The organism is Granulicella sp. S190 (genome assembly GCF_009766095.1).
GTDB lineage: Bacteria > Acidobacteriota > Terriglobia > Terriglobales > Acidobacteriaceae > Edaphobacter.
Genome location: NZ_LMUD01000023.1, coordinates 176,086 through 199,027 on the forward strand (window position 1 = coordinate 176,086; position 22,942 = coordinate 199,027).

General features: G+C 57.2%; 23 protein-coding genes and 1 tRNA gene. 11 read left to right on the forward strand and 13 right to left on the reverse strand.

The features are described from left to right. The first annotated feature begins 5 nt into the window (after nucleotides 1–5). Both GSQ94_RS14080 and GSQ94_RS14085 read left to right on the forward strand, forming a co-directional pair. Nucleotides 6–2,681: a sugar-binding domain-containing protein gene (locus tag GSQ94_RS14080; RefSeq protein WP_158944503.1), complete on the forward strand. Its 2,676-nt coding sequence runs from the start codon at nucleotides 6–8 to the stop codon at nucleotides 2,679–2,681. 294 nt (nucleotides 2,682–2,975) lie between these two features. Then, on the forward strand, nucleotides 2,976–3,365 hold the full coding sequence (locus GSQ94_RS14085; RefSeq protein WP_158944504.1) for a RidA family protein: 390 nt from the start codon (nucleotides 2,976–2,978) through the stop codon (nucleotides 3,363–3,365). A 245-nt stretch (nucleotides 3,366–3,610) separates the two neighbouring features. Here GSQ94_RS14085 and GSQ94_RS14090 read toward each other — a convergent pair whose 3' ends face one another. The 6 genes from GSQ94_RS14090 to GSQ94_RS14115 form a co-directional block, all read right to left on the reverse strand. Continuing rightward, the gene (locus tag GSQ94_RS14090) at nucleotides 3,611–4,195 is read right to left on the reverse strand and encodes an outer membrane beta-barrel protein (protein ID WP_158944505.1); all 585 of its coding nucleotides are present in this window, start codon (nucleotides 4,193–4,195) and stop codon (nucleotides 3,611–3,613) included. An 11-nt stretch (nucleotides 4,196–4,206) separates the two neighbouring features. Further along, nucleotides 4,207–7,722 (reverse strand): choice-of-anchor D domain-containing protein, encoded by a 3,516-nt coding sequence (locus GSQ94_RS14095; RefSeq protein WP_158944506.1) that lies wholly within the window; start codon nucleotides 7,720–7,722, stop codon nucleotides 4,207–4,209. Next, nucleotides 7,722–7,904 carry a hypothetical protein gene (locus GSQ94_RS14100; RefSeq protein ID WP_158944507.1) on the reverse strand — a complete coding sequence of 61 codons (183 nt, stop codon included), beginning with the start codon at nucleotides 7,902–7,904 and terminating at the stop codon, nucleotides 7,722–7,724. Before GSQ94_RS14100 ends, GSQ94_RS14095 begins: the two co-directional genes overlap by 1 nt. Then, nucleotides 7,894–8,124 carry a hypothetical protein gene (locus GSQ94_RS14105; RefSeq protein WP_158944508.1) on the reverse strand — a complete coding sequence of 77 codons (231 nt, stop codon included), beginning with the start codon at nucleotides 8,122–8,124 and terminating at the stop codon, nucleotides 7,894–7,896. Before GSQ94_RS14105 ends, GSQ94_RS14100 begins: the two co-directional genes overlap by 11 nt. A 35-nt stretch (nucleotides 8,125–8,159) precedes the next feature. Then, entirely contained in the window at nucleotides 8,160–8,405 is a 246-nt protein-coding gene (locus GSQ94_RS14110; RefSeq protein WP_158944509.1) for a hypothetical protein, read from the reverse strand. 480 nt (nucleotides 8,406–8,885) lie between these two features. Further along, nucleotides 8,886–11,171 carry a winged helix-turn-helix domain-containing protein gene (locus GSQ94_RS14115; protein WP_158944510.1) on the reverse strand — a complete coding sequence of 762 codons (2,286 nt, stop codon included), beginning with the start codon at nucleotides 11,169–11,171 and terminating at the stop codon, nucleotides 8,886–8,888. 504 nt (nucleotides 11,172–11,675) lie between these two features. Here GSQ94_RS14115 and GSQ94_RS14120 point away from each other — a divergent pair. After that, the gene (locus GSQ94_RS14120; protein ID WP_158944511.1) at nucleotides 11,676–12,248 is read left to right on the forward strand and encodes a PEP-CTERM sorting domain-containing protein; all 573 of its coding nucleotides are present in this window, start codon (nucleotides 11,676–11,678) and stop codon (nucleotides 12,246–12,248) included. A 140-nt stretch (nucleotides 12,249–12,388) separates the two neighbouring features. Here GSQ94_RS14120 and GSQ94_RS14125 read toward each other — a convergent pair. Further along, a tRNA-Val gene (locus tag GSQ94_RS14125) sits at nucleotides 12,389–12,465 on the reverse strand. Between the two features lie 80 nt (nucleotides 12,466–12,545). Here GSQ94_RS14125 and GSQ94_RS14130 point away from each other — a divergent pair. After that, entirely contained in the window at nucleotides 12,546–13,118 is a 573-nt protein-coding gene (locus tag GSQ94_RS14130) for a CDP-alcohol phosphatidyltransferase family protein (RefSeq protein WP_158944512.1), read from the forward strand. On the opposite strand, the gene GSQ94_RS20995 is transcribed toward GSQ94_RS14130, so the two are convergent. After that, a complete protein-coding gene (locus GSQ94_RS20995; protein WP_174240939.1) occupies nucleotides 13,115–13,276 on the reverse strand; it encodes a hypothetical protein in 162 nt (53 codons plus the stop codon). The two genes, GSQ94_RS14130 and GSQ94_RS20995, sit on opposite strands and share 4 nt — an antisense overlap. 222 nt (nucleotides 13,277–13,498) lie before the next feature. Between GSQ94_RS20995 and GSQ94_RS14135 the strand changes: the two genes are divergently transcribed. The 6 genes from GSQ94_RS14135 to GSQ94_RS14160 all read left to right on the forward strand — a co-directional run bounded on the left by GSQ94_RS14135 (nucleotide 13,499) and on the right by GSQ94_RS14160 (nucleotide 18,349). Beyond that, a complete protein-coding gene (locus GSQ94_RS14135; protein ID WP_158944513.1) occupies nucleotides 13,499–13,966 on the forward strand; it encodes an Rrf2 family transcriptional regulator in 468 nt (155 codons plus the stop codon). A gap of 81 nt (nucleotides 13,967–14,047) precedes the next feature. Then, nucleotides 14,048–15,316: an IscS subfamily cysteine desulfurase gene (locus tag GSQ94_RS14140; RefSeq protein ID WP_158944791.1), complete on the forward strand. Its 1,269-nt coding sequence runs from the start codon at nucleotides 14,048–14,050 to the stop codon at nucleotides 15,314–15,316. A 40-nt stretch (nucleotides 15,317–15,356) separates the two neighbouring features. Continuing rightward, complete coding sequence (gene iscU, locus GSQ94_RS14145) at nucleotides 15,357–15,773, forward strand: Fe-S cluster assembly scaffold IscU (protein ID WP_158944514.1); 417 nt, start codon at nucleotides 15,357–15,359, stop codon at nucleotides 15,771–15,773. 90 nt (nucleotides 15,774–15,863) lie between these two features. Continuing rightward, nucleotides 15,864–16,364 carry an iron-sulfur cluster assembly accessory protein gene (locus GSQ94_RS14150; protein WP_158944792.1) on the forward strand — a complete coding sequence of 167 codons (501 nt, stop codon included), beginning with the start codon at nucleotides 15,864–15,866 and terminating at the stop codon, nucleotides 16,362–16,364. After that, entirely contained in the window at nucleotides 16,365–16,976 is a 612-nt protein-coding gene (gene hscB / locus GSQ94_RS14155; protein ID WP_158944515.1) for a Fe-S protein assembly co-chaperone HscB, read from the forward strand. It begins immediately after the preceding gene. Between the two features lie 239 nt (nucleotides 16,977–17,215). Continuing rightward, on the forward strand, nucleotides 17,216–18,349 hold the full coding sequence (locus GSQ94_RS14160; protein WP_158944516.1) for a type IV pilus twitching motility protein PilT: 1,134 nt from the start codon (nucleotides 17,216–17,218) through the stop codon (nucleotides 18,347–18,349). 7 nt (nucleotides 18,350–18,356) lie between these two features. On the opposite strand, the gene GSQ94_RS14165 is transcribed toward GSQ94_RS14160, so the two are convergent. The 5 genes from GSQ94_RS14165 to GSQ94_RS14180 all read right to left on the reverse strand — a co-directional run bounded on the left by GSQ94_RS14165 (nucleotide 18,357) and on the right by GSQ94_RS14180 (nucleotide 20,877). Continuing rightward, a complete protein-coding gene (locus GSQ94_RS14165) occupies nucleotides 18,357–18,854 on the reverse strand; it encodes a DinB family protein (RefSeq protein ID WP_158944517.1) in 498 nt (165 codons plus the stop codon). 112 nt (nucleotides 18,855–18,966) lie between these two features. Continuing rightward, nucleotides 18,967–19,122 carry a hypothetical protein gene (locus GSQ94_RS21845; RefSeq protein ID WP_371417533.1) on the reverse strand — a complete coding sequence of 52 codons (156 nt, stop codon included), beginning with the start codon at nucleotides 19,120–19,122 and terminating at the stop codon, nucleotides 18,967–18,969. Beyond that, nucleotides 19,065–19,379, reverse strand: coding sequence for a hypothetical protein (locus GSQ94_RS14170; protein ID WP_216843089.1), 315 nt, complete (start codon nucleotides 19,377–19,379; stop codon nucleotides 19,065–19,067). The genes GSQ94_RS21845 and GSQ94_RS14170 overlap by 58 nt, the downstream gene beginning before the upstream one ends. Further along, nucleotides 19,376–19,861 (reverse strand): VOC family protein, encoded by a 486-nt coding sequence (locus tag GSQ94_RS14175; protein ID WP_158944518.1) that lies wholly within the window; start codon nucleotides 19,859–19,861, stop codon nucleotides 19,376–19,378. The genes GSQ94_RS14170 and GSQ94_RS14175 overlap by 4 nt, the downstream gene beginning before the upstream one ends. Nucleotides 19,862–20,055: 194 nt before the next feature. Next, entirely contained in the window at nucleotides 20,056–20,877 is an 822-nt protein-coding gene (locus tag GSQ94_RS14180) for an AraC family transcriptional regulator (protein ID WP_158944519.1), read from the reverse strand. A gap of 101 nt (nucleotides 20,878–20,978) precedes the next feature. Between GSQ94_RS14180 and hscA the strand changes: the two genes are divergently transcribed. Next, complete coding sequence (gene hscA / locus GSQ94_RS14185; RefSeq protein WP_158944520.1) at nucleotides 20,979–22,931, forward strand: Fe-S protein assembly chaperone HscA; 1,953 nt, start codon at nucleotides 20,979–20,981, stop codon at nucleotides 22,929–22,931. The last annotated feature ends 11 nt before the right edge of the window (nucleotides 22,932–22,942 follow it).

A 22,942-nucleotide genomic window follows, 5' to 3' on the forward strand; every position in this document is an offset into this window, starting at 1 on the left:
TGCGAATGAAAGTTTTGGGATCGGCTTTGGTGTTGGTTGCTGCGGGTTCGATGGGGTTGGGTTCGATGGCTAATGCGGCTGACCGGTCTGTGGCGGAGCCAGTAACGTTGAGCTCCGGCTGGCAGTTGCAGGACTCCGCAAAGGTTTCTCAGACGGGGGATGTGATCGCTTCGACAGGCTTCAGGCCACAGGGTTGGTACGCGGCTACGATGCCGGGGACGGTGCTGACGACGCTGGTGAATGCCGGCGTCTACCCGGAGCCTCTGTATGGGGAGAATAATCGTCCCGACAAGATTCCTGAGAGCCTGGCGCGTACTCCATACTGGTATCGCACGGTTTTTGAAGTGCCGAAGGCTTACGCCGGCAGACATGTGTGGCTGAACCTTGAAGGAATTAATTTCTCTGCACAGGTATGGGTGAATGGAGTGCAGGTCGGCACGATGAAGGGAGCATTCAAGCGCGGGATCTTCGACATCTCGCCGAATGTGAAGGCCGGCAAGAAGGCGGTTCTTGCGGTGCTGGTGTCGCCGCAGCCACACCCGGGCGATCCGCATGAACATACGATTCACAACGGCATGGGCTTGAACGGCGGAATCACTGCGATCGACGGTCCAACATTTCTTTCAACGATTGGCTGGGACTGGATTCCTGCGATACGGGATCGGGATACAGGGATCTGGCAGAAGGTGTACCTGTCGGCGAGTGGGCCGGTGGTGATTAAGGATCCTCTGGTGTCGACGGATCTTCCGCTGCCCAGAACAGACACAGCCGATGTTTCGGTGCAGGCGCGGGTGGAGAATGTAACCGACGCGCCGCAGAAGGGCGTGTTGAAGGGAAGCTTCGGCGATGTGACGTTTGAGCAGAGCGTAGAGGTGGCGGCGCACAGCTCGCAGATGCTGACGATCGATCCGAAGAGTACGCCGGCGATGCACCTGGAGCACCCGAAGCTGTGGTGGCCGAATGGCTATGGCCCGCAGGACCTCTACAAGCTGCACCTGAGCTTTGAGACAGACGGGAAGGAATCGGATAACAAGGATGTAAGTTTTGGAGTGCGCAAGTTCAGTTATGCGGTCGCGGATTCGGAGAACCTAACGATTTCGGTGAACGGCGTTCGCGTGTTTATTCGCGGCGGGGACTGGGGCCTGGATGAGGCGTTGAAGCGCAATCCGCGGGAGCGGCTGGAGGCACAGATTCGGATGCACCAGATTGCGAATATGAACATGATTCGCAACTGGGTGGGGCAGAGTACCAGCGAAGATTTTTATGAGCTATGCGACAAGTACGGGATCCTGGTGTGGGATGAGTTTTTTCAGCCGAATCCGTCGGATGGTCCTGACCCTGAAGATTTCGATACGTACATGGCCAATGTGCGGGACAAGATTCTGCGGTTCCGAAACCATGCGTCCATTGTGCTGTGGTGCGCGCGCAACGAGGGAAATCCGCCGAAGAAGATCGACGATGCGCTGCATGTTTTGATGAGCGAGCTTGAGCCGAACCGGCTGTACCAGGCGAACTCCAACGATGGACGTGGAGTTCACTCGGGTGGGCCTTACCATTGGCGGACGCCGCGTGAGTTCTATGTTTATAACGAGGCCTTCAAGTCGGAGATAGGAAGCGTGTCGGTGCCGACGCTTGAATCGATTCACGGGATGATGCCGGAGAAGGATTGGGAGACGATCAACGACGACTGGGCGGAGCATGACCTGGCCAAGGGCGCCTCGGACGGAGACACTTACCCTGCGGTGCTAGCTGCTCGCTATGGCAAGGTGGCGAACCTTGCGGATTTTGTACGGAAGGGTCAGCTGATGAACTATGAGGCGTTTCGCGCGATGTACGAGGGACGCAACGCGAAGATGTTCCATCCGACGACCGGCGTGATTACGTGGATGAGCAACCCGGCGCAGCCGAGCTTTGTATGGCAGATCTATCATCACGATCTTGAGCCGAACTCTGCTCTGTTCGCAGTGAAGAAGGCTGCGGAGCCGGTGCATATTCAGTTGAATGAGGCGACGGGTGAGGTGCAGGTGATCAACAATCTGGATGCTCCGCTGGAAGGAGCTCGTGCTCATCTGGCGATCTACAATCTGGACGGCTCGGTGCAGTATGAACACGACTATGAGGTTTCTGCCGCGGCTAGTCTGGCGACTACGCTGGGTGCGGTGGCGTGGCCTGCGAATCTTTCGGCTGTGCACTTCGTGAAGCTGACGTTGCATGACTCGACCGGAAAGATGGTTTCGGACAACTTCTACTGGCGCGCGTTGCCGGACCACCAGGATGACCTGACAGCTCTTGGAGGCTTGCAAGCCGTGGTGCTCGACGCGAAGGTGAGCCGCAGCGATGGGGAGGGGAAGAGCGTGATTTCGGTGACGCTGCACAATCCTGGGAAGGCGGTTGCGTTGATGAGTCATCTGCAGCTGCGACGCAGGCGCTCGGGGGAGCGGGTGTTGCCGGTTTATTACAGCGACAACTATGTCTCTCTGCTGCCGGATGAGACGAAGACGATCACGATGGAGGCGGCGACGGCGGAGCTGAAGGACGAGGATGCGCTGGTGGTTGTGGATGGATGGAATGTGGGTGTTGTTGCCGGAAGTGCCGCAGGTGTTGGGATTGAGGCTAATGCAGCGGCGCTTGTGGAGCATTGGCCGGTGACGGGGTTGCCGATGATCTCGGCCGCGCAGTGAACGTACTGCGTGAATGCTGAGCTTCGCATGTATGCAGGCAGGCGGGAACTAGAGTCGCTTCCTCTTCTGTAGCGAGAGCTACGCAAGTCGGCTTGAGGCGATATCGGATGACTATGAAATATGATCGGCACGCTGTTCTCGACAGATGCAGGCCCATAGATTTCTGTAGGTCTTAGCATCTCCGCATCCTGTTTCCAGACGAGCCTCTAAAGGAGCACACTGTGAGCAAGAGTTAATCTGCTCGAAGTCAGCCGCAAATATTCTGACAGAGGGAAGAATGGTAGAGGTGAACCTATGAGTCATCTGATTCACGATATCGGCGTCTCTCATCAGATCGGAAGATACAGCGATGCAATTGAAGTTAGTCCCAATATGCGTTGGCTCTTTACGTCCGGCACGCCAGGGTTGGAAGCCGATGGCAAGGTGCCGGCGGACATCAGCTGTCAGACCGAGCTCGCCTGGAAACATATACTCCACATGTTGGAGCGGGCAGATATGGCTCTCACCGATGTGGTCAAGATCACGCAGTATCTCACCCGTGCCGAAGATATTGCAGCTTATGCAAAGGTAAGGGCTCGTTACCTGGGCGACGTTGAGCCGGCATCGATGCTTCTCGTAATACCGCAGCTTGTGCGCCCCGAATTCTTAGTCGAGATAGAGATCATTGCCGCCAAGGCCCAGTAGGATGAGGAGACAGGTGACGGCTTATGTGCTCGGTTCAGAAGCTGCGCGCGGTTTGTTCTAGATAGAAAAGTATCGACCAACAGCACTTGTTACAGCTCAAACCACGATGGCCAGTGGTTTTGTAAGTAGGTGAGGAGCGCGCAACCCGCTGATGACTGAATACTGGCTTGCGCGCCGGTGCGATTCTCTTTGTTTCTTGCGTTTAACTCTTCGAGATCAACCCCTTGCCTGTGCGAATTCAGTCACTAGTGTTTCAGCCGAAAGAGGATGCCGACGGAGACTCGAAGATCATTCTGCCGGTCGTCAGCGCCATTTCCGAACTTCGTTAAGAGGTAGTCGACTCGGACGGGCTCCAACACGATGCGCGAAGACAGCGGAAGACGAACACCGCCTCCTGTCTGAAGTGCGAAAGTATTTGAACCTCCAAACCCTGTGTTGTCTGGAGCCAGGGAACCAGAGGTGTGCGCTCCACCGAGTAGAAGTTCACCAAAGGGCTGCCAGCGAGCACGCGGTCTGAACGGGAGATAACGAGCTCCGAAGGTGTAGGTTGTCTGGGTAAGGTCGTAGTTATTCTGAGTGATTCCCGAGCGATGCGCGATCGTCAAGTCAGCTACCGCGGCAAGGTGAGAGGTGAGGCCTGCGTCAAGCTGCAGGCCTCCTCCGTTGAGCGAGACACAGTTGCAGCCGGGGAGAATATTTGTTTTGACGTAGGTGTAGTCGGCACCGACAAGAATCGAGTGTCTCTCCTGCGCCACCGTGAAAGTTGAACCGACGATCAAGGCAAACAGGACCAGAAGACCTGCTCGATAGATGTTGTGAGTGATGAGCATCAAAGGTCTCCTTACTGCTGAACGGTTAGGGTGACGGAGGTGGAATGAGTGAGGGAACCGCTTGTGCCGGTAATGACGATGGTTGAGGTAGAACTCGGGAGTGCGAAGCCGTTGCCGTTGCCGCAGCCTGAGAGTCCCGCGCTCAACGCGCCAAGAGCACACAGGCAAAGCAGAAGCCTTATGGCGATTTTCCTTCGTCTCCCAAACCGCGCAAGCAGAGCGGCCGTGAAGACTCCTCCGAAGGCGGAGAGGTGACCGTTCCTCGGTGTATCTCGCGCGCTCTGAGTGGGAATTGTCACCAGTAGCGCGCTAGTGGGTTGACTGGAAGCTGGCACGATACTTCCGGGCGAGAACGTAGACGTCGCTCCGGCAGGCAGGCCGGAAGCAGACAGGGTCACGCTGCTTGTAAATGGATTGGAAGCGGAGGCTGAGGCCAACTGAATCGTGTAGGTGACCGAGGTGCCACGAAAGCTGGCCTGCGCCGCCGGGTTCGCCGCGATGGTGAAGTCTGCCGGCGTGGCGGCCGCGACGGCTGTGCCGGAGAGTGCGGATGTTTGCGTGCCCACCGCGTCGGTGACCGAAAGGCTGGCGGTAAAGCTGCCCGTAGAAGTGGGCGAGAATGTAACCGCGATAGTGCAGGAGCCTCCGGCAGCCAGCGTCGTGCCGCAGGTATCGGCTCCGAGCTGGAACGAAGAAGCGTTCGCACCGGTGAGGGCAACGGAGGTGATTGACAGAGCCGCGTTGCCTGCATTGGCGAGAGTGAAGGTTTGGGCTGTGCTACTAGTGCCGGTCGCAACGCTATTGAAGTTCGCAGAGGCGGCGGTGAGAGCAGCCTGCGGAGCCGCTGCTGGAGTGGATGCGACGCCGGTACCCGTCAACGCTGAGGTCTGCGTTCCCACCTGATCGACGATGGTGAGCGTCGCCGAGGATGGACCTGCGGTGGTTGGCGAGAAGACGATGAGGATCTGGCAGGTACTTCCTGGCGGCAGTGCGGGCAAGTCGCGTGGGCTCGATCCGCCGCGTGTAGTCACTCGGCTACGCGCCGGTCTCGCGTCAGCCGTGCCGCCGGTGGCACAGCTGTTGTTGACCACGATGAAGCTGTCCGGATTCGCCCCGCCGAGTGAGAGCGATGTAATGGCCAGCGCTGCGTTGCCTGTATTCGAGAGCGTAAAGGTTTGCGCGGAGCTTGCGGCGCCTGTCGTTATGCTGCCGAAGTCGGCGGTTGCGGGCGATAGTGACGCCTGCGGGGCAGAGGTTGTAACGGCATTGCCGATGGCAGAGAGCACCACAGTTAGGGGCGATGCAGGATGGTTGAGGTCGTGAATCGAGTAAGTGGAGGTGAGTGGGCCTGCGCTCTGCGGGGTGAAGGTAAAGGTGACGGTGCAGGTGCCTCCGTTGGCTGAGATGATGGCGCAGTTGCTCGTCTGGGTGAAGTCGATCGCGTCGGTCAGCGAGCCGCTGCTGAGATAGATCGCCTGGTTGGTGGTATTGGTGATCGTGGAGGTAAGTGCGGAGCTAGTGCTGCCCACAAGAATCGCTGGAAATGTCTGGGTGGTGGGTGCGATGGTGAGTGATCCGGTGTTAGTGGCGGCGATTGCGGTGCCGACTAGTGAGATCGTCTGTGTGACGTAGGGGCTGGGAGCATTCAGACTGTTGTCAGTCAAAACAATCGAGCCCGTGATGTTGCCTACAGTGACCGGTTCGAATTCCACCGAGAGGCCGCAGCTACTTCCTTGCGCCAACATCCCAGCTGATGAAGCTGGCCCCTCAAAGGGGCACGGCCCACTGTTACCGATGAAGCCCGTGAAGCCCGTGGAGATACTCGGATTTGACCCGGTTGAAGGCGGCGGCAGAGCCAGTGGCGCGTTGCCGATGTTTGAAACGATCGCTTGCAGCGGGCCGTCTGTCGTGTCGATCGAGTCGACGGGAGTGGGCGTGGCGAAGGTTAACGTAGGGTTGCTGACATCCACCTTTCGAACCAGATTGTTCTTCGTGTCGGCGACGTAGAGATTGCCCGCGCCATCTAACGTAACCTTCTGCGGGCCGTTCAGTGAGACCTGCGTTGCCGACCCGCTACCGGCAGAGCCTTGCGAGCCATTGCCAGCAACGGTAGTGATGGTCTGAGTGGCCGAATCCACTTTTCGGATGAGGTTGTTGGAAAAATCTGCAATATACAGATCGCCGGCAGGGTCCACCGCAACGCCCATCGGCCAGTTCAATTGCGCGCTGGTTGCAGCTCCGCCGTCGCCTGCGTAGCCGGCGCCGAGTGCGTTGTTACCTGCAACGGTGTGAATGATGCCGTCCGTCGTTACTTCACGTACGACGTGGTGGCCGGAGTCCCCGATGAACAGATTGCCCGAAGCATCCACGGTGATGGAATCGTACGACGCATAGACACCCCCACCGTAGAGAGCCAGGTTCGCCTGGGTAGCCGGCCCACCATCACCACTGTAAGCAGGTGTGTCCTGACCGACAGTCGCCGGATTACCCGCAACCGTTGTAATGATGCCCGCGGTATCTACCTTGCGGATCAGGTTATTGTCATGATCTTCGATATACAGATTGCCCTGCAGATCGAGCGCAAGACCTTCTGGATAGTTCAGGCTCGCCTGGGTGGCAGGGCCATTGTCTCCGCTATAGCCTGCATTGCCGTTACCCGCGACGCTAGTGAGTATCTGTGTGACGGCATCAATTCTGAAGACCTGCTGGGCCGTCTCAGCTATGAAATAGACGTTCCCTGCGGGATCGACAACAACGTCGGCAGGACGATCGAACGTTGCACTGGTCGCAGGACCACCAACGCCGCTTAGACCGCCGGCACCGGTACCCGCGATCACAGTGATGTTGCCACTCGTATCGATCTTGCTGACGGTGTTGCTGTAGAACGACGCGACATAGACGTTCCCCGCGAAGTCCACTGCCCCCGCGGATGGATTGCAGATTGGCCCAAGCAAGGCGGGTCCGTTATAAGCATTGCAGTTTGGCCCGTTGATCTCGCCAGCCAGCGTTGACATGGTTCCAGGTGTCAGCACTGCAAGCGGACTGATACCCATGCCGTTCAAGCCGATATTGAACTTGCCGGCGCTGGTGGCTACCTGCAGAGGCACGGGACGCTGGCCAGGGTACGCGGGACTGAAGGTGATGGAAACCGTGCAGACCGTGTTGACCGGATTGGTCGTCACGCCATCGACCGCGCAACCGCTCACTGTGCCAACTGTATATTCCTGCTTGTTTCCTTCAGATACAGGCACCGTGAAACCGCTGATGGTCTCGGCAGAGGTTGTCTTGAGAAGGATATTCTGCGGGGCGCTGCTGCTGGCGACATTTGTTGCAGGTAAGGCGATAGGGCCGTTCACCGGGACCAATTGCGCATGCAATGGCTTCCACGACACCAGGAGCATGACCATCAGCCCGAAAAGCTGCAAAGGTTTATATGCGTTCGTGTGGCGATAACGGAGAGAACCGGAGTACTGGCGAAGTATGCAGCGCGAGATCAACTGCGAGATTTCGGGAATTGACGATGGCATCAGAATTTCTCCTTGAGTTGTTCAAACGATCTTTGGCAGTCAGAGGCCGCCGCCCTCGTTATCCGGGATCCGTCGGATTTCAGGGTGTCCCTGATGTCGGCTCCCTGGGCAATCGCGGGCAGGAAAGAGGAGAAAGCGAGCAGGGTGATAAAGAAGCGCGCGGCCCGGCGATTAAGCTGCATTGGAACTCCTCGAATTGGCTTGTTTATTAACGGGATCCAGCGACTCTGGCATGACGTCCACTGATTTCGTTTTTGAATTGTCTTTATGTTTTTCCAAAGGCCGCATGGAGCGGTTGATCTTCCTGCAGCCGCGAGCCGTCAGCTCCAGGCAGGGCACGAAGACGAACATCATCAGCAAGATGGCACAAGAGATGGTGATCGAGATCAGGTTTTCAGACATGGAAGTCCTCCTTGAGAACGACGTCATCGTGAATGTCAGTCATCGCAATCCTTTCGACTGCAGACGGTGATGCGACCTTCGGCATTGCGGTGGAGGTGAACGCGCCCTTCGTTCAGAGCAGCTGCGAGCTCTTCGGGGAGCATCTTCGTCTCTGATCCGCGCGAGAGAGAGTCAGCCAAAGGGGCTGCTTCATCGTCAGGGCTGGACCATGAGGACGAAGTCGCATAGAGGGTGATCTCTCGCTGTTCGACCTCAATGGAAACCCGCCGGATGCGCTTCATATTCCTCCACGCCCACCGCAGCGGGGTCCCGTGAGATCAGCAGAGGATGGTGAGTGCTGAGTTCGCATCTCCTTACCACTGCAGCCTCACCCCGCTGGCTGGTGTGCATCCTGTTCTCCCACAGAAGATCCTTCGTCGCCTTCAAGCCAGCCTTAAACATTTCTCAATTAACCTTCAATTGGGGTTATGTCTTTTGTTGCGTATGAGATAGGAGTTTCTCAAATTTTCGAGATTGAGGATGTTGTCTCGATCGAGACATGGCTACACCGGTGACATCGGTTAGCGTGGGCGTGGCGTGTCTGATAAATAAACCGCTTAAATTACTCGGGAGAGGAGGGAAGAAGCCCTAAAGACCACATTTCGGAGTGGACGACAGAACGAGCAACGCGCACTCGACATACGACGATCGACTATCTATATAGATAGTCGCAGTCGACTGTGGCAGTTCAGATACCAAATAACGGTCTCAACAAGGATGCTTCATCGTGAAGCCGGGGTCGCACGAAGTGCTGCCAGCTCTTGCTTCGCCTCAGTGAGAAATACAGCCTTTGAATCGGCGCGAGACCAAAGCGCAAGGAAGTGCTCATAGGCCTCGGCGGCCTGTGGACGTCTTCCTTCCGCTGCCAGTGCGCGTGCCAATCCAAGCCACGCTAGCGGTTGGGTCAATGAAAGAGGTTCCAGGAAGGGCTTCGCCAGAGCCTTTCTGAACTCGGCTTCAGCCGACAGGGGCTGGCCGCCCGCGAGGTAAGCGCTGCCTCGTCGCACCGCCATGTCATTTGACCGGCCATCGAGCGTGCGTGTGGGCTCCAACGCAGCGATGGCGTCTAGCGGCTTGTTGGATGTAAGTGCGATCTCGCCGCGGATGGCCGGGCCAAACCACGACCGCCACAGGGTGTCATTGGGGCGTTTCGACAGTTCGTCGCCCAAAATCTTAGTGGCCTCGTTCTGATTGCCCATCTGAGCCAACCCAAGGACTTCAGTTCCTTCTTCCGGATCGACCGGCGCCGACTTTAACAACGCAACTCCGTCAGCGGTGTCACCCGCTACGATGAAGTTCGCGCCATAGGATTTTGTCAGACTCGCCGCGGCTTCAGAAAAACCTTGATGACGAAGGATCTCAGCACCTTGATCGATGAATCGCCGAGCTTCAGCGAAACGCCCTTGGGACGTAGCTAACTCGCCTTCCGCGAGAATGAAATAAGGACTATCGGGATGAGAGGCAGCCCAGTCTCGCTCGGCTTGAAGTAAGGCGGCATCCCCCTGTGCTACCGCGGTCACAAATAATGTCATGCGAATCAAGTCACCATCGACACCCAGTGCGATCGCCCGTTCGCAGGTTGCGCGTGCAGATTTCGCATCGCCGGAAGCGAGCTGCGCGTCTGCGAGGTTCGTGAATAGTCCCAGGTACTTTGGCCTGAGCGCGAGAGCATGCTGTACGGAGACAACCGCCTCCGCTTGTTCGCCAAGTGCGCGCTGAACGATAAAGAGATTGTTCCACGCTGAGGCAAGGCGCGGGTACAGAGCGATCCACGCGTGATAGTCCCTCTCCGCCGCGTACAGATCGCCTGTAACAATGGATTCATAGCGGCCCGTAATATTGATCTTCATCAAAGGACCTACAGAGTCACGGAGCGAATAAGCCTTTTCAAGAGCTTTACGTGAGCCGGCATTATCACCCGTACTGCTATAGTTCATCGCCAAGTCGTAGTAAGCTGAGCCGAAGTTTGGGTCGTAACTGATCGCCTGTTTGAGCAGCCCGACCGACTCCGAGCGTTTACCCTGCTCCGACAGTCGTTTTGCCTGGCTGTATGCCTTGAGTGCTTCGAGAGAGGCAGTATCCGCAGGCGCGATTGGTACGCTGAACCGTTCAATGCTTCGTCTTGATTCACCCAACTTCTGTCGAAGAATACCGGTCAACCTATCAATGGTCCCCGGTAAATCTTCCGCTCTAGTCACCTCGCGTTTCGCCGCAACAAGGGTCGCGCCATCGACGCAGTTTGTTGCTTCCTCCGTTACTAAAAACTGCTCCCCATCTCGGGCAAGCGTGCCATTCAATACAGCCTGACTGTTGGTGCGTTCACAGAGTTCGCGGGCCGTAGCCGCGTCCATCGGGTCGTCCGGCGCTCTCTTCATCTGCTTGAGAGTGGTAGTCACAGTCGTGGACGGAACGACCGAAACAAAAGGACTCTGGCTCAGGTCCGTCCGTAGCGCGTCCAGAAGCGTATGGTCCAGAATCGTGTCTCCGGTAGTTCCGGCCAAAGGCGCGAGGACAATCTGCACAGGAGGGCCACCGGTACGATCCAGCCAATGCTGCCACTGCGTCCATCCAAACCATCCAAGTCCGGCGATCAAAACCAGAACACCAGCCGCAAGCAGTAAGCGCTGGCTACGAGCTGTGAAACCTTTTGCAGGTGTCTCAGCTCGACTCGCCGGTGCGATTGTCGCTGGGTCTTCGTCGATCTGCTCTTCGAGAGTCACGCGAGTGATGCTACGGCGCTCCTTAAAGACGAGGCTCTGATTTTCCTCAGACGGTGTGATCTCAAGAGGAGCCACAAACCGATACCCTCGCCCCGCGACGGTCTCAATCATCTTCCGCTTAGACTCGTGCCGGGACAGCGCCTTTCGCAGTAGAAACACATGCTGCGACAGATTGCTCTCCTCCACAATCTGATCAGGCCAGACTGCAGTCAGCAGTTCATCTTTCGTCACGACCTGGGTTCTGTGATCGATCAAGTAGAGCAGCAGGTCGAAGGTCTTCCGATTCAAGGGGATCTGCTCGTCCTGCCATCGAAGTTGCCAGCAGGATCGATCGACTTCATAACCTTCAAAGCAGAATAAGCCGTTGTTTAAAAGCGACATATCGCAATTAATCCTGAATTGAGTTTTTCTTGAGGTCCACTTGAAGCCGGGAGATCCGGTGCGTGCGTAAATGGCTCATGCAACGAAGAATGCGAACTGAAAGCACAAGCGATTCCCAGAAAGCATATCAAGCATCTCGCTGTACTTCACCATTTATGTCGCCCTGGACAGCCACGCAGGCAGAACACACCAAGAAATTGTTTGTGTCGCAACTAATTTTTAGGGCTGGCGGATCTTTGCTCTTTGCGTTGCTGTACTCCCCTTGGTTCTCGCTGGCGGCCCCTGCTTAGTAGGGGGCCCTACCAGCCGCCGATGAAAAGTACCTCATCTGCCAACGCAGCGCCAACCCTGATCGTCCTCCACCAACGCCCTTAGCACTTCGGGGCCACAACCCGCAACAAGGAGATATCCATGCGCCGGTCCTCTGTACTTTTCGCCGCTCTGTTCCTCGCCTGCGCCGCATCCACGACGTTTGCGGATACGGTATCAACCTTCATCCTCTCGAACGCCATTTTTCAGAGCGGCGCAATCGGTACCGGTATCGTCGAAATCGATACTACGACCGGTGTCGTCACGGGCCAGACTGTGGGTTGGGTGGAGGGGGATCCGAATCAGGAGGAACTATTCGTCGGTGTTGCTAATCAGGGTGCCGTCACAGAAACTCCTACATCGATCTATGCTTTTGATGGTGAGAATGCGGACGGCGATTTGTTCAACTTCGATCTTCTTGGATCCTCTCTGGTTGGTTACAAAGGAGGCAATATCTGCTCTCTCTCGAACCTTTGTGACGGCAACATCAGCAGCGCGTTTGAAACTCCCGACTCATCCCCTGACTTCTTCAGGTCCGGAGCTCTCGTCTTCGATTTCAGCACGACCACGCCGCCACCCATCCCATCAGTGCCTGAGCCCGCATCACTCGTCTTGCTGGGAACTGGTCTGATCGGCGTAATGGGCGGGCTTCGTCGCAAGCTGACGAACAGCTAAAGGTGAACCCGCGATATTGCCGATGTTCGGCGGTTAAGCGGATGCGATTGCATGATTTGTGGGCTGCTCTCGGTCTTCCAGCTACGAGCAGTCCATCAATTCAGATCAGATCTGAAAGCTATTTTTTGGGTGTTTAGAAATGGTAGGCACGAGCGGATTCGAACCGCTGACCTCTACCGTGTCAAGGTAGCGCTCTAACCAACTGAGCTACGCGCCTGTGCGTTCTTTCAGTCTAAACGGAGATGGGCGTTGGGGCAACCTGTCCGGGGTTGGGTTAGGATGGATTGACCCTGCCACGTGCCCTTTCTTAGCCAATTTCGCGCCGCCCCTAACCTGCTGACGCTGATGCGGCTTTTTATCATCCCCTTCCTGTTGATTGAGATTCTGGATGGGCACTACGGCGTAGCGTTTGCGCTGTTTGTGCTGGCAGGGATCAGCGATGCGCTGGATGGATTGCTGGCGAGATGGTTGAGCCAGAAGACGACCCTGGGGCAGTATCTGGATCCGATTGCAGACAAGCTTCTGTTGAGTTCGCTGTTCGTGGTGCTGACGCATGTGGGGTTGATTCCGCTTTACGTGACGGTGCTGGTATTCAGCCGCGATGTGGGAATTTTATTGATTGCGACGCTGCTGTTTGTGACGGGAACGCTGCGGGACTTCCGGCCCAGCGTGTTCGGAAAGCTGAACACGCTTGTGCAGATCGTTGCTTTGATTGCGGTGCTTTGTCAGAAGCTTTTTGTATCGCCGCAGCTGGCGACGCTGAGAGATGTCCTGGTGAGATCGATTGCGGTGCTGGCACCGCTGTCTGCAGCGCAGTATGCTTGGATTGTGCTTCGCAGAATGAGTGCGCCGCCAGAGCAGACGGTCTAGTCGTCGGAGGGGGTTTCGGCGAGGGCGGCTTCTTCGATGGCGATATCGCTGTATTCGGCCGAATCGAAGACTTCACCACACTTCTGACACTCGACGAACTCTGCGTCTTCCTCACGGGCGACGACTTTGACGATGGGATGTTTGCAGATGGTGGTCATTTTTTGGGGAGAATAAATGTGAATGGTATGGATTTTGCCCGTCCGCAGACCCCTTGTCAACCATCGATTTTCCTGAGTTTTTGGCAGATGAATTCTGGAGGCGGCCTTGGTTTGAGGGGCACTTAACGCCGGTTGCACCTCCCCCCTTTTGGACGTACACTGATGTAGGACTGGAATTGTCTTATTTTTGCCAGATTCACGGAGCGGGAGCTCAAAGCCGATATGTTACGCCTGACCAAAAAAGCCGATTACGGTCTTATGGCTCTGAAGTACCTGGCAGAGCAGACCGATGGCAGCGCACATAGCGCGAAGGATATTGCCGAGGCTTACCATATTCCTCCGCAGCTTTTGGCTAAGATTCTACAGACGTTAGCAAAGGCGGGACTGCTGGTTTCGCATGCGGGTACCAACGGCGGCTATGCGCTGTCGCGAAGCGCTACGGATATAACTGCTTTCGAGGTGATCCGCGCGATCGACGGGCCGCTTTTTATTACGAGCTGCATCACGATCCACGGAACTTGCGACCTGGCGGGCCATTGCACCATCAAAGAACCATTGCGCAAGGTGAATGACAGTATCAAGGACCTGCTGAATGGGATTCGTATCGCCGATTTGATTGAAGCTGGAGATGCCGAACATGTTGGTTCGGGTGCTCCTGTGGGTGGCGGTCTGGTGAGCATCGCGGTTTAGAAGTATCACCCGGCGATGGGTAGAGTGCGGTTTTAGTAAAGATTTGAAGTACAAGTTTTGGGAGATACGATGAGCAACGAAATGAGCAATAACGGCGTAGTGATCAGTGAGTCCACAGCCCCCTTGCCGGCCGGCGTAACGCTGCCGATCTACATGGACAATCATGCGACGACGCAGATAGACCCTCGTGTCCTGGATACGATGCTGCCCTACTTCGGCAAGGTGTTTGGCAATGCGGCGAGCCGCAACCACGCCTTTGGCTGGGAGGCTGAGCAGGCGGTAGAGAAGGCACGCGAGCAGATTGCGAAGCTGATCGGCGCATCGGCGAAGGAGATTATCTTCACCAGCGGCGCGACCGAGTCGAACAATCTCGCGCTGAAGGGGATTGCCGAGATGTATCGTGAGCGCGGCAATCACATCATCACGCAGGTGACCGAGCATAAGGCGGTTCTTGATACCTGCAAGAAGCTCGAGAAGCAGGGATACCGTGTGACGTACCTGCCGGTGCAGGCTGACGGATTGATCGATCTTGAGGATCTGAAGCGTGCGATCGATGACAAGACGATTCTGGTCTCGATTATGTATGCGAATAACGAGATTGGGGTGATTCAGCCCATCGCCGAGATCGGCAAGCTTTGCCATGAGAAGGGCGTGATCTTCCATACAGATGCGGTTCAGGCTGTGGGCAAGATTCCGGTAGATGTGCAGAAGGACAATATCGACGTGCTGTCGCTTTCGGGGCATAAGCTTTATGGGCCGAAGGGTGTGGGGGCGCTGTATGTTCGCCGCCGCAATCCGCGGGTTCAGATCTCCGAGCAGATCAATGGCGGCGGCCATGAGCGCGGGATGCGGTCGGGTACGCTGAACGTTCCCGGCATCGTTGGGCTGGGCGCAGCGTGCGAGATTGCTGGCCAGGAGATGGAGGCCGAAGGGAAGCGCGAGAAGGAGTTGCGCGACTACATGAAGGCCAAGTTCGAGAAGGCGCTGGATTACGTGCATGTGAACGGCAATATGGAACATCATCTGCCGGGCAACCTGAATATCAGCTTTGTTTACGTCGAAGGCGAGAGCCTTTTGATGGGGATCAACGATATTGCAGTTTCTTCAGGTTCTGCTTGCACCTCAGCGACACTTGAGCCATCTTATGTATTGAAGGCTTTAGGGCTGGGCGACGATGTGGCGCATAGCTCGATCCGGTTTGGCCTTGGCCGCTTTAATACGAAGGCTGAAGTGGACTACGTTTCAGACAAGTTGATCGATGTGGTTTCGAAGTTGCGTGAGCTTTCTCCACTGTATGAGATGGTGAAAGAGGGAATCGATCTGACGAAGATCGAATGGGCGGCGCACTAAGTTTTGAGTGGGTTTGGGATTAGAAAGACAGGAGAACAAGATGGCATATAGCGAAAAGGTAATTGATCACTACAACAATCCTCGCAACGTGGGACAGATGGATAAAGCGTCGTCCGAAGTTGGTACGGGGTTGGTCGGTGCTCCAGAGTGCGGCGACGTGATGCGGCTGCAGATCCGAGTGAATCCTGAGACGAACGTGATTGAAGATGCCAAGTTCAAGACCTTCGGCTGCGGCTCGGCGATTGCTTCTTCTTCGCTGGCGACGGAGTGGGTGAAGGGCAAGACGATCGATGAGGCATTGGCGATCTCGAACACGGATATTGTGAAGGAGCTTGCGCTCCCTCCGGTGAAGATTCACTGCTCGGTGCTTGCAGAAGATGCGATCCGCGCGGCGATCGGCGACTGGAAGAAGAAGAATAGCGTGGCCGAGACAGCTGCGGTCGCGGTAGCTCAGTAGGTTTTGAATTGAAGTTGGATGTGAGAGGGCGGTAGCGGCATTTTTTAGTCGCTATCGTTTTCTGTTGGTGGCAATAGTAAGGACATGAATATGGCGATGGTGACGTTACAGACTGCGGCGGAGATGGAAGCGGCTCAAAAGGCTGCGGCATCCGGGCAGACGAAGGATCCGCTGGCTGGGATGAATGTGCTGACCGCGCAGGGCCAGGAGCCAGGGCAGAAGGGCATTCAGATTACCGAGAAGGCGTTGAAGCGGATCAGGGTTGCGATGGCCAAGGAGAGTGTTTCGCCGGAGCAGGGCGGCCTGAGGGTGGGGATCCAAGGCGGCGGCTGCTCGGGTTTGAGCTACAACATCCGCTTCGATACACAGCCCCGGGATCGGGATCGTGTGTACGCGTTTGGCGAAGGGCTGGCGACAGCGGGCGATCCTACCGATGGTGCGGCGATACGAATCTTCGTGGATCCAAAGAGCTTTATCTACCTGCATGGCATGGTGCTCGATTTCGAAGAGACGCTTATGCGGCAGGGGTTCAACTTCATCAATCCGAATTCGACCAAGAGCTGTGGGTGCGGGTCGAGTTTTACGGCATAGATGGATTACTTCTCTTTTTTTGATCTTCCGAGGAAGCTGACGCTGGACATTGTGGCGTTGGAGAAGCAGTTTTATGCGCTGAGCCGCAGACTGCATCCGGATCGATTTGCCTCTAGACCAGTCGCGGAGCAGGAGGCGGCACTGGCGCAGAGTTCGCTGCTGAATGATGCCTACCGGACTCTGAAAGATCCGATTGCGCGGACGCAGTATCTGCTCACCCTTGAGGGGGTGGAGCTGGAAGAGCAGTCGAAGGCGGCGACCGATGCGGCACGGGCGTCGGGTGAGCAGAAGAAGCAGATTGTTCCTCCGGAGTTGCTGGAGGAGGTCTTCGAGCTGAATATGCAACTGCAGGAGATGCGCGCGGCGAACAAGATGGGCGAGGATGAGCCAGAGCTGAGGCGCGATTTGATGACGGCCAAGGACGCCTTCGACGCGAAGATGGTGGAGACGCAGGCGGAGTTGGAGGGGCTTTGGGCGGTCTGGGATTCTGGCGTGGATGCTGGAGATGAGACGGCTAAGGGTCGGGCCAAGGATGCGATGGTAGTTCTGCTGAATAAACGAAGTTATCTGCGGAACCTGGTGCGGGATGTGAATGAGGCTCTGGGGATTTAAACGCTTAGAGCGGTTTCCTGTGGGTTTTGAGAATTGAACAGATACCAGCGGGTTGCGAAGCCGAGATGAGGGGTTCTTTGCTCGCTCAGTATGACAACCTTTTTATAACAACGAGAACCTGCCTCAGGAGACGTTTGGGACGGTTGCGCGTCTGATCTTCACTGCTTATGAGACTTTCTCAGGAGATCTGATGAATTGGCACGTGGCTGAAGTCTGGCGTCTGCTGGAAGAGTGGTTGCATGGGTGAGACAGAGAGCGAGTTGTCGAAGCTGGTTGACCAGCTCAACCGGTCCGCGAACAGTGCTCGGCCCAGCGAGAAGAGATCGCTCGATAAGATTCTTGAGGGTGCGTTCGAGAGTAATGCCTCCGATATCCTGCTGGTGGCTGGTTCGCCCGTGACGCTTCGAGTGAATGGATCGCTGACGTCGGATGGAGGAGCGGCGCTCTCGTCGGAGATGATTCGAGATATGCTGTTGCCGCTGCTCTCCCCTGGCAGGTTGCAGGAGCTGCAGACGCACAAGTCGGTGGACTTTTGTTTTGTGCGCTCGTCTATCGGGAGATTTCGAGCGAACTTTCATCATCAGCGTGGGACAGTGGCGGCTGCAATTCGCCTGCTACCGGAGCAGGTGCCTTCGCTGGAGTCGCTTCATCTGCCGGCTGGCCTGGCGATGTTGACGGAGCGGCGACAGGGGCTGGTGTTGCTGACAGGGCCGACAGGATGCGGTAAGACTTCGACGCTGGCGGCGCTGGTGGACCGGATGAATGCGCGGCGGCGAGATCACATCATCACGATTGAAGATCCGATCGAGTATCAACATCCGAATCGCAGCTCACTGGTGGAGCAGATCGAACTCGGTCGCGATACTGCCGACTTCGCGCAAGCGGTGCGATCGGTGTTGCGACAGGATCCGGATGTGATCATGATCGGGGAGATGCGCGACAGCGAGACGATGGCGGCGGCGTTGACGGCGGCAGAAACCGGGCATCTGGTTCTTTCGTCGTTGCATACCAACGATGCGGCGCAGACGGTCTCACGGATTCTGGATACGTTTCCTTCGGGGTACCAGTCGCAGATTCGGCAGCAGCTTTCGCTGGCACTGCTGGCGGTGATCTCGCAACAACTTCTCCCGGCTGCGGATGGGGTGGGTCGATATCCTGCGGTGGAGATCCTAGTGGCAACAGGTGCTACGCGGAACTTGATTCGACGTGGGGATGACCATCAACTTCGCGCCAGTATTGAGACGGGACGTGCCGATGGGATGATGACGATGGAGCAGTCTCTTGCGGAGTTGGTGAGGGCTGGGCGGATCTCGCGTGAGACGGCTTTCGCGCACTGCTATCACGTCGAGGATCTTAGGCGTCATCTCGGATAGTGGCGGGTCAAGCGGGTTGTGCGGTGAGGCGGTCGAGTTGCTGGAGATGGTTGATGTCGTGACCTGCCATGGTCTCGACGATGGTCCAGAGGGTCATGGTGCCGCGTTCGGGATGGGTGGTGGGGCGGTGGCGGTCGTCCTGGGAGACGGTGGCGAGGAAGAGAAGGTTCCAGTTGCGCATGGCCTGGAAGAGGGCCAGGGCCGGTTCAATGTGGTAGACCGCGTAGCGCTGAGCCCAGGCATCCTGGTCGAAGGGCTGGATGATGGCGTGGGGCTGATCAGGTCGGACGGCGAGGGTCTGACGAAGGCGGAAGGCGAAGACAAGTTCGCAGTCGGCGAGGTGGGTGACGATGTTGCAGATGCTCCACTTGCCGGGGGCGGGTGGGGTGTTGATCTGTGCGCCAGAGAGGTTGGCGGTGAGAGCGTGGAGGCGCTCGGAGGTGCTGGTAAGCACAGGGATAGGGTCATAGCCGTTAAGGTAGGTGGCGTAAGGGTTTAGCTCCATGGGGAACGGTATCACGGAGGCTAGGGGTATAGGCTAGGGTTCTTTTTTCTCAGGCAGATGGGCCCCGGCGATTGCCCCTCGACATCCAACTTAGGTCGTTCATCGCTTTCTGTTACCTGAAATGAAGGTACATGCCAATGGAGAGGGGCGCAGTCGCTTTGAAGCCGAAGAGGGAGTACAGACGATGGGCTTCGCCATCGGCGATGAGGCTTACGTAGGCGCCGGGAAGTGCGGTCTTGTGAAGGTGATCGACGAGAGCACCGACGATGCGCTTTCCGAGGCCGCGCTTCTGGTGCTTTGGGTGGCGATGTCTACGATCTGGAAGAAGAGGCCGCCATCGCCGATGATGCGGCCCATGCCGACGACTACGCCGTCGTTGCGGACGACCACGGCGTAGATGGTGTTAGGCAGTCCGGCGGCTGCGGCCTCTGCACTCTTCGGGCTTAATCCCGCTGCGATGCGGAGTCGGCGATAGTCGTCTGAGGATGGTGTGGCCTCTACCAGTTTGTATTGTTCGTCGGTCATCTCCCTGCACTTTCCGTGGCGGCCTCGTTAGTTTCTGTTTGTTTTGGTTCGGGTGCCCAGGGGTCGTAGGTGCCGACGCCCCATGTGTGGCCTTCGAGGTCGCGGCAGGAGAAGTGACGGCCGCCATAGTCCATATCTCGGATGTCGATGACCATCTCGGCACCAGCGGTTTTTGCAGCTGCATAGATGGCGTCGGCATCAGGAACGACAAGGTAGGCGCCCTGAGTTTCGCGGAAGCCAACTTCATCGGGTTGAACCATGTACTTGCCGGCTTCGCCGCCGTTGTCGACGGAGCCGATCATGATCATGCCGTTACCGAAGGTGAGTTGAGCGTGCTGGACGGTTTTGTTGTCCGGGGCAACGAAGACTGCCTGTTTTTTGAAGCCGAAGACCTTGACGAGCCAGTCGATGGCGGCAAGCGCGTCGCGGTAGCGGAGGCTGGGAATAATGGCGGAGCCGGTGGTGTTGATTTGAGTATTCATGGTTTGAAGGATGTCATGCGGCTGGTGGAGCGGTCTTGGAAAAATCGGCGGTGATGTAAGGCTGTGTCCTGCCGGACGGGCCTCCTGTGCTTAGTCATCCTGCGAACTAAGACCTGTTTGCGGGGACCCGATTCGCGCGGTCACTTCGTGACTTATGTATTCCTTAGGTTGGCGCTTCCGTTAGTCGTTCGTCGCTAGTCGAGAGGTATGTGGTTGGCCCAGATACGGTTGGTGGTGGAGTAGCCGGAGGCGCTGAGACCGGAGAAGGCACGAAAGTCGTTGGCAAAGTGCGACTGGTCGTAGTAGCCGCAGGTGAGGGCGAGCTCGGCCCAGGGTATATCGGCGCCTTGATGCATCTGCTGGACGGCTTGTTGAAAGCGCTGGATACGACAGTAGAGTTTGGGGGAGAGGCCGACCTGTTCCTTGAAGCGCTGCGAGAGTCGACGGGGACTGAGGCCGGTGGTCCGGGTGAGTTCGGCGATGGTGGTGGTGCCGGGTGAGGCGTGGAGTTGGGTGAGAGCGAAGTCGAGGATCGGGTCGCGACGCTGGTTTCTGCTGAGGGAGAGGCGAGTGAAGAGGGCGATCTCGAGGAGTGCAAACTTCTGCTCGGGGGTGGGAGCCTGGCGGAGATCGTCACGGAGGTTGTGGGCGGCGCTGCCCCAGAGATCGGTGAGGGAGGTTTCGCGGTTGGTGAAGGCGCTGGTGTCGTCTGGGAAGAAGGGCATGGTGCCGCCCGGATGGAAGACGACACCGATGAGCTCGGTGAAGTCGATGGCGTCAATTTGCTGATAGCGGGAGTAGATGCCGAGGAAGATAGCGGCGGGGGAGTGGTCGAGGGGATTAATGGGGTTGCTGGCGTCGGTGAGGTAGTCGCGGGCAAGGGAGAGGACGATCTGGGCACGGCCGGTGGGAAGGACACGCTCGTGACGGTGTGTGGCGGCGGGGTCGCGGGCATACCAGAGGGTTTTGATGAAGGGAGCGAGGGCGGGATGGGGGCTGCGCTCGAGGTAGAGCATGCATCGACCTCCGGTAGGGCACATCTTAAGAGATGCCGGATCGGGTATTGGTGGTGCGATTGTAGGACAATAGAAGATGGACGAATAGGGGATTTGAAGCGATGGCGGATGAGCGGGTTGTAGGGATAGATCTGGGTACGACAAACTCTCTGGTGGCGTTTATGGAGGGTGGAACGCCGGTAGTGATTCCCGGGGAGGATGGCGAGCGGCTGGTGCCTTCTGTGGTGGCCTGGACCGATGAGGGAGTAGTGGTGGGAAACGCTGCGCGGGGGACGCTCATGGCAAACTCAGCCAGTGCAGTTTATTCCGCTAAGCGATTGATGGGGCGTGACATCGAGGACGTGCAGGGAGAGTTAAAGCTGTTTCCGTTCAAGCTTGCGGAGGGCCTGAAGCCGGGTGAGGTGCTAAAGGTGAGTGTGGGCGGGTTGATGCTGACGCCGCCGGAGATCTCCGCGTACGTGCTGCAGCAGCTGAAGAAGAATGCAGAGAGATTCTTTGGCGGCCCCGTGACGAAAGCCGTGATTACGGTTCCGGCCTATTTCAACGACGCGCAGCGGCAGGCTACGAAGGATGCGGGACGAATAGCCGGGCTGGAGGTGCTGAGGCTGGTGAATGAGCCTACTGCGGCGGCGCTGGCTTACGGGCTGGATAAGAACAAGGACGGCTTGATTGCGGTTTATGACTTTGGCGGCGGGACGTTTGATGTCTCGATTCTGAAGCTGCATGAGGGGATCTTCGAGGTGGTGGCGACGGGCGGGGATACGCACCTGGGTGGAGATGATATCGACAACCTGATGATTGCGATTGCGCTGGATGATATTGCAGGAGATCTGGGTGCGGATGTTCGTGGCAATGGCGAAACCGCGCAAGCGATTCGCAAGTCAGTGATTGAGGCTAAGATTCGGCTGTCGACCGAGGAGACGGCGACGCTGGATGTGATGCTGCCCATTATTATTGATGGAAGCGTTCGGTATCAGCGGAAGATTACGCGGGAGCAGTTTGAAGGATTGATTGCAGGCGTGATTGCGCGGACGGCAGCTCCCTGCAAGCAGGCGTTGAAGGATGCGGGCTTGTCTGCGGCGCAGATCGATGAGGTTGTGCTGGTGGGCGGCTCGACTCGGATTCCTGCGGTGCGGACTCTGGTGGACGAGGTGTTCGAGCTGAAGGGGCGAGGGAAGAAGCCGCATACGGAGTTGAATCCGGATGAGGTCGTGGCTCTGGGAGCAGCGGTGCAGGCGCAGATTCTGGCGGGTGGGGCTGTGTCAGGATCGGGACTCGAGGATCTGCTGCTGCTGGATGTGACTCCGCTTTCGCTGGGGATCGAGGCGCTGGGTGGTGTCGTGGCGAAGATCATTCAGCGGAACTCGACGATTCCGGCGAGCGCTACGGAGCACTTTACGACGGGCGTGGATGGGCAGACAAACGTCGCGATTCATGTGGTGCAGGGTGAGCGGGAGCTGGCGAAGGATTGCAGGTCGCTGGCTCGGTTCGATCTGAAGGGGATTCCGCCGATGGTGGCTGGTCTGCCGCGCATCGAGGTGAAGTTTCTGATCGACGCGAATGGGATTCTGCATGTGAGCGCGCGGGAACAGAGGAGCGGGAAAGAGGCCGAGGTGGAGGTGAAGCCCACGTATGGGCTTACCGATGAGCAGGTGGAGACCATGATCCTGGACTCGTTCGATAATGCAGAGACGGATATTCAAGAGCGGCAGACGATCGAGGCAAAGAACGAAGCCGAGACGATCCTGACTGCAGTGAAGAAAGGTAAGAGCCATGCCGCGTGGCAGATGTTGACCAGTGAAGAGATAGAAAAGATTGCCGAGGCTACGTCGTTTTTAGAGGCTGCGGTGCAGGGAGGCCAGTACAAGGTGATTCGCCACGGGATCGAACGGCTAGACCAGGCGACGCGGCGATTCGCGGAGCTGATGATGGATACGGCGGTCTCTGGCGCGATGCAGGGTAAGACGATGGAGGCCGCAGGTGAGAGCATGGGAGCAGGGCCTACGGCGCCGCATCCGTTTGCGAAGGCCCAGATTGACGACTCGAAGGTTTAGTTCAAAGTAAG